A 6902-nucleotide genomic window follows, 5' to 3' on the forward strand; every position below is an offset into this window, starting at 1 on the left:
AAAATGATAAAAATAAAAGTGGGAAAACATGAATGATTGATGTTTTCCCACTTTTCCTATCTTCTATTTAAGTTACATATAATCATAAACTGAATCAACAAAATAGAGCCAGTGGTAATATTCAATCTGTGAATCTGTCATTTTTGAAATTTCTTTCTCATTGAATTTTTGTAGCTCAATTAATTTCTGCATTTTTGTATTTCTTTCAACTTGGCTCATTTTATATCCTCCTATAATATGAGAAGTAACTATGTATTTGAATGTTGTTGAAAACGTTTTCTTTTCTTGTTTTTATTATATATCTAAATATTAGATTAAACCAATATCAAATTTAGATTGTTTTTTAGAAAATAATATAGAAATATTATTTATCTACTTACTTTGAAGATGAAAAAAGGGTATGGGGAGCCAGGCTATTGTATTGTTAAGGGGGTTGGAGTAATGTCAATAAGTTGAACTAGAGAAAAATTAGGGATCAAAAAAACCACTCAAATAAGTTGACAAAAAGTACGTACATATAATAGAATTATCTCATGTTAAAGATATTTGGTTTCGAAATAAAATGAAAACATTATTTTTTGGTTATATATCTCGAAATCAAGATAACTGAAATAGAGGAATAATTCATGTGCATATGAAAAGTTCTACATCATGTCACAGCAAGGATCCGTATTTCAGAACTTATAAGGAGGTGAAAGTAGGAAATGGGATTTTTAGATAAATTATTTGGAAAAAAACAAGAGGAGGAAGAAACAATGACAAAATTAAACATTGGGATTATTTTAGGTTCTACACGAGAAGGTCGTGTAAGTCCACAAGTAGGTGCATGGGTAAAAGAAATTGCTGACAAACGTGGTGACGCTAACTATACCATTATTGATATTGCTGATTACAAATTACCATTACTTGGCGAAGCTGGTGCAGATGCTTCAGGAGCAGCTGCTTGGTCAGAAATAATCGCTAATCAAGATGGATTCGTATTTATTGTTCAAGAATACAATCACTCTATTACTGGAGCACTTAAAAATGCATTAGACTATCTACGTGTAGAGTGGAACAATAAAGCAGCTGGAATCGTTTCTTACGGTTCAGTAGGTGGAGCTCGTGCGGCTGAACATTTACGAGGCATTTTAGGTGAATTATTAGTGGCTGACGTTCGTGTACATCCAGCACTATCGTTATTCACTGATTTCGAGAATGGAACGGTCTTTAAACCACAGGCAGTTCAAGAAGATTCTGTAAATCAAATGCTAGACCAATTAATTCCTTGGTCAAAAGCATTATTCACGATCCGATAATTTACTTGGAAATTTAACAGAAGTGTAAAATATGTACATGAGTATTCCTTTATACCCATGTACATATTTCCAATCATAAAAGGAGTATGAAGGTTGAGCAGGTCATATTAAGCAATATTGATAGATGTGCTCAGTAGTTATGCTAAAGAGATCCTAATTGTAGGATCGACAAATAGGTTATTCATCAATGAAACCCAGCGTACTATTAAATCTGAATTTTCTAGGAGGAAAATATAATGAACCAACTAAAAGGAATACACCACGTAACAGCTATTACCAGTAGTGCAGAAAAGAACTATGAATTTTTCACCTATGTATTAGGGATGCGTTTAGTTAAAAAAACAGTCAATCAAGATGATATTCAAACCTATCACTTATTCTTTGCTGATGATAAAGGCAGTGCGGGCACAGACATGACATTCTTTGACTTCCCAGGCATTCCAAAAGGTATACATGGTACAAACGAGATTTCTAAGACATCTTTCCGTGTACCAAGTGATGCAGCATTGGATTATTGGGTAAAACGATTTGATCGTTTAGACGTCAAGCATACGGGAATTAAAGAGCAATTTGGCAAGAAAACTCTCTCTTTCGTTGATTTCGATGATCAACAATATCAATTAATTTCAGATGAAATAAATAGAGGCGTAGAATCTGGTACACCTTGGCAAAAGGGTCCTATACCATTGGAGCATGCCATTACGGGGTTAGGTCCTGTCTTTGTTCGTATTGCGAACTTTGATTACTTTAAAGAAATGTTGGAAAAAGCACTATTATTTAAAGAAACTGCTCAGGAAGGATCATTCCATTTATTCGAAGTAGGAGAAGGCGGTAATGGAGCATCCGTTATTGCAGAGCACAATACGATTCTCCCTCAAGCTCGACAAGGTTATGGCACCGTACATCATGCTGCATTCCGCGTAGAGGATCGCTCCGTATTGGATGAATGGACAGAGCGATTGAGTAGTTTGGGATTCTCGACATCCGGTTATGTCAATCGTCACTTTTTTGAGTCGTTATACGCAAGAGTTGCTCCACAAATTTTATTTGAGTTTGCTACAGATGGCCCTGGTTTTATGGGGGATGAACCTTACGAAACCCTTGGGGAAAAATTATCTTTACCTCCGTTCTTTGAGCCTAAACGTGCACAAATTGAAAAATTAGTACGCCCCATAGATACAGTGAGAAGTACAAAGGAAATCATCAAAGAATAGTAACTGTTTCATCATTCAATTCCTCTGATAAATAAGAAAGTGATTTTAATGAGTCAGTACATTAAGAATGAATTTCTTGAATGTACTGGCTTATTTTTTTTGTAAAGAATCAACGAGTAAAGCACTCAAAGGGCTTTATTTACAAGTGGGGTAAGAAGTCTACCAAATGGAGGGGTGTAATTCCACCTCATGCTTACAAGTACATAAAAGAAACGGAGAATAGACCCTTCAAGAGTATTTTTTTAAAAAATTCTTATATGCAAAGGGCGTACAATTATAACATTTTTTGTCCGAAACTTGCAAGACTTGGAAGAAAATACCGTTGAAAACCCTTTTTTCTTTCATGGATAATAACGAAAAAAGGAGGGCACGAAATGGGAAAAAAGAAAAAAACTCATGAAGAGTTTGTGGCTCAAGTTTATGCAAAAAATGGTGATGAATATTCTGTACTAAGCCTTTATGTTAGCTATCATAAGCCAGTGGACATTAGACACAATCCATGTGGCAGGGTAAAACCTAAAACTCCTGCAAGATTCTTTAGCCAAATCAACAATTGCAAGAGTTGTAACAGTCAAAAGAAAACACAGGAACAGTTTGAACAGGAAGTTTATGAAGCAGTGGGTGACAGGGTTACTGTTCTAGGCAAATATATTAATTATAATACACCTGTCTTATTTAAAGACCATGATTGTGGTCATGAATTTACAACCAAACCAGACACATTTTTTAGGAGCAAGAAGTGTACTCAATGTAGTACCAATTTCAAGAAAACCCATGAGCAATTTGTCCAAGAAGTTTATGATCTAGTTGGTAATGAATACACTGTTTTGTCTTTATATGAAAATGCAAGGTCTATTATTGATTTTAGGCACAATTTATGTGGCAATACATTGCCAAAGGAAGCACAAAGTTTTTTATCTGGTATTAGATGCAGGGAGTGTTCTAATGAAGAAGGGGCTAAAAAGCAGCGATATACTCATGAACAATTTGTAAGAGAAGTTTATGAAATGTATGGTGATGAATATACGGTTTTAGGCACTTACTTTAATAATACAACTCCTGTATCAATTAGGCATAATATCTGTGGTCATGAGTGGGAGCCCATTCCTAGAAATTTCAAAAAGGAAAGACAATGCCCTAAATGTAGAAGAGGGTTGCAAAGAACAACCCAACAATATAAAGAAGAGGTTTTTGCATTGGTTGATGATGAATACACCGTGTTAGGTGACTTTGAGAGTATAAGCAAAGGCATCTTAACCAGACACAACAAGTGTGGGTGTGAATGGAAGCCCACACCTAGAAATTTTTTGCATCATGGTAGAAGGTGTCCAGATTGCAAAGAATCAAAGGGTGAAAAAGCCATTGCTAAATGGTTAAAGAAGCAGGGCGTCTTATTTGAAAGGCAATATAAAATAGATGGTTGTAGAAATATCAAGCCTTTACCATTTGACTTTGCAGTATTTTTAAAAGATGGCACATTTTTATTAATTGAATATCAAGGTATTCAGCATTTTAAAGCAATAGAGCATTATGGTGGAATGGAGGGCTTAATTTATAGGCAAAAAAATGATGGAATCAAGAGAGAGTATTGCAGCACCAATGGTATTTACTTGCTTGAGATTCCTCATTGGGATTTTAAGAAAATAGATCAAATATTAGCCGATGATCTATTGTCACTACATTTAAGTCCATCAAACCAACCATTTGAACAATTAGCTTTTGCTTTAAGATAATACATGTATACCGAGCAGAAAAATCGACTACCAAAATATTACAGAATATGAACGAACTAAAAAATAAAGTCTAGCAATTTATTAGTGGCTGATATTGCAGGGTGAATAATCAAGGTGTGCTTATTTTTGTATACCTAAAAACACTATTACTTGTAGAATATGTAATTATATAATTAGTTTGCTATAATAAGGGAATTATATAGTGGGTCATTTGGAGGGGTATATATGTTTGAAATTTTAGAACCAATTCTAATCAAGAGTGGATTAGCTAGAATGTTTGATTTAAGGATTAAGGATGATAACACAGCAAATTCAAGACCTTGGGTTTCTTATCGAGTTAAGAGTAATATATACAAAATAAGAGCGTTTGAACTATGGGGAGAAGGTCCCGAACTATTTAGGATTTATCACGCTGATAATATAAATGAAAGCCTTAAAACATTGTTGGACTCCTTTCCAGAGGTGTCAACCTCCAAAAGATCGTATACTGACTTTAAGACAGATGATTATGTTTCTTTAGCTACTAAAATAGCAGATATTCTACAATCAGATGAAATCATACTAGAGAGCAAAGCCAACAGTAAACTAGCTCGTACATCAAAATTTGAGGGTCTTGAACTACCCGATGTAGATACATCACTAGAAAATGTCTTAGGACAAACCTTTACATGGAGAGAAGTAATTGCTATTTGGGAAGATAATTCAGAAGATAATAAGCTAAAAAAGGTTTTGCGTCAAAATGGGATTTACATTCAACGATCCGAAGATGGAAAAAGTAGATACATAGGAAGTGCCTATAACAGTGACGGAATTTTAGGTAGATGGATGGCTCATTTAAATTCTCTTGGTGATGCACAACATCTTAATTTGTTTGTTCTAGAAAACGGTTATAATTCAGTCATCTTTTCAGTTATTGAATTTATGGAAGGGACGGATTCTGAAATCATAAAGCGAGAGTCGATGTGGAAAAAGACTCTTGGAACGATAAATCGTGGTCCTTATAATAGAATTCAGTTAAATAATAATTAGTAAAATAAGAGCGTTGGAAACTCAGTTAGAACAACTTCCTATGCAACATCGTGATTGCATCAAAGAACGATCAAGGGGAGTCAAATGTATAGTTTAAGATTAGCATGTATCGGAGAAGTGAAGTTTTGAACATCAAAATCAAAAAAAACTAGGAATATGATCATCTCTTCGAGAAAGGAATAGACGTCCCTATTAAAGAATTTTTGGTGATAGAATCAGATGCTAGTGGTCCAAGGGAGGATACATATCAATGACAGAAGAACATCACAAACATGACAATAATTTTAAGCAGTTATTCAAGTTTTCCGTGAAAGACTTTATGAAGCTCTTCTACAATAAATTATATCTAGACTTGGACACAAACGGGAGATGGTTAGCATTAAGCGAGGATGTCACGTCACCTTATAGGCATCTATATCAGCACTTACTAGAAAAAGCTGATGGAAAGAAGTATTTAGACAGAGCCTTTTTGGTTCGAATGGATAATGAAGACAAAAATGAAATTATTCTTCATTTTGAGTATCAATCAACAAACGACAATATGGATGAAAGGGTAAGGGACTATCACAATCTTCTTACTCACACATTCAACAATATTCCTATTCTTTCAATATTAATAGGTTTTAGAGGGTTCAAACACACAACTACAAAGAAGTTCGCTTATGATTATAGGAGTTACGGAATGAAGTCTCACAAATCCTTTGATTATGATTTGATTAACTTAAATGAGCGAAAATGGGTATGGAATGCCCCGCTATTTTATAACACGAAGGACCCGAACCCCGTCGCTATTGCATTTTGGGGATTAATGTCAGATAATAAAGTTATTAAAATAGATGGTGTTAAGATGATGTTGGAAGGGCACAGGTTATTAGCCCGAATACAATCTAAGGCAGACTATCCCGAACAATTATCTCAACCTTACAAATTCCTCTTTGATTACGTTTATAACGATATGAGCTCTAAACAAATAGACGAGTTTGAAAAGGGTCTTGAGGAATTAAAGAAAAGTGATGAGGGGGAAAAAGTCGTGGAATTAATCAAAGTTGCACAAAGAGGACTGCATTACAAATCTGAAACCGATAAAATTGTAGAAGGTTTAATTAAAACTTCTCTTGAGACAAACAATGTTTCTGGGAAAGAGAAAATCATTGAAGAATTAAATCACACGTATGATAGCAGTATTATTTCTCATTCTTGGGAATTAATCAGCCAGGACCCTACAGGAAAATCTTTAAAGAAATTCTTGAACATAGAAGAGAGCAAGGTAATCTAATCTAGCTCTCCTTTTTATTTGTCCAATTTTCTAGAAAATGTACCGCCACATCGATCCCTTCAGATAAGTCCCGTTTCTGTTTCTTGAGCTGGGTAATTAAATCGGTAATATCTTTTTGAAGCGGGTGTGTTTGCATCCGCTTAAATTCATAAATAAGCAAATTAAGTTGCTGGTAGATATCCATGCTATGAACGTGCAGTTTCTTCCTTATATCACCGACATGTCTAAACTCATACTCCGATTGCTTTTCAAATACCTTCTTCAATATCTTTCCTACCTGATCCTCTGATTCACAATTCTTTAATTCAATCATATATTCATCCGTTAAGGGAGAGTTTGGCTGAAATGGTAT

The 6902-nt window shown here is 34.6% G+C and carries 7 protein-coding genes; 5 read left to right on the forward strand and 2 right to left on the reverse strand.

Going from position 1 to position 6902, the window contains the following annotated elements:
- Positions 1-72: 72 nt before the first annotated feature.
- On the reverse strand, positions 73-219 hold the full coding sequence (locus ACGLXV_RS08295; protein WP_391558248.1) for a BH0509 family protein: 147 nt from the start codon (positions 217-219) through the stop codon (positions 73-75).
- Between the two features lie 485 nt (positions 220-704).
- On the opposite strand from ACGLXV_RS08295, the gene ACGLXV_RS08300 reads away from it, so the two are divergent.
- The 5 genes from ACGLXV_RS08300 to ACGLXV_RS08320 all read left to right on the forward strand — a co-directional run bounded on the left by ACGLXV_RS08300 (position 705) and on the right by ACGLXV_RS08320 (position 6550).
- On the forward strand, positions 705-1298 hold the full coding sequence (locus ACGLXV_RS08300; RefSeq protein WP_160547779.1) for an NAD(P)H-dependent oxidoreductase: 594 nt from the start codon (positions 705-707) through the stop codon (positions 1296-1298).
- A gap of 236 nt (positions 1299-1534) precedes the next feature.
- The gene (locus ACGLXV_RS08305; RefSeq protein ID WP_391558249.1) at positions 1535-2512 is read left to right on the forward strand and encodes a ring-cleaving dioxygenase; all 978 of its coding nucleotides are present in this window, start codon (positions 1535-1537) and stop codon (positions 2510-2512) included.
- A 374-nt stretch (positions 2513-2886) separates the two neighbouring features.
- The gene (locus ACGLXV_RS08310) at positions 2887-4245 is read left to right on the forward strand and encodes a hypothetical protein (RefSeq protein WP_391558250.1); all 1359 of its coding nucleotides are present in this window, start codon (positions 2887-2889) and stop codon (positions 4243-4245) included.
- A gap of 225 nt (positions 4246-4470) precedes the next feature.
- On the forward strand, positions 4471-5274 hold the full coding sequence (locus tag ACGLXV_RS08315) for a GIY-YIG nuclease family protein (protein ID WP_391558251.1): 804 nt from the start codon (positions 4471-4473) through the stop codon (positions 5272-5274).
- A 250-nt stretch (positions 5275-5524) separates the two neighbouring features.
- Positions 5525-6550, forward strand: coding sequence for an RpnC/YadD family protein (locus tag ACGLXV_RS08320; RefSeq protein WP_391558252.1), 1026 nt, complete (start codon positions 5525-5527; stop codon positions 6548-6550).
- A gap of 1 nt (position 6551) precedes the next feature.
- Here ACGLXV_RS08320 and ACGLXV_RS08325 read toward each other — a convergent pair.
- On the reverse strand, positions 6552-6902 hold a 351-nt coding region (locus tag ACGLXV_RS08325), incomplete at its 5' end, for a hypothetical protein (protein ID WP_391558253.1).

This window comes from Robertmurraya sp. (assembly GCF_036676585.1).
Lineage (GTDB): Bacteria > Bacillota > Bacilli > Bacillales > Cytobacillaceae > Robertmurraya_A.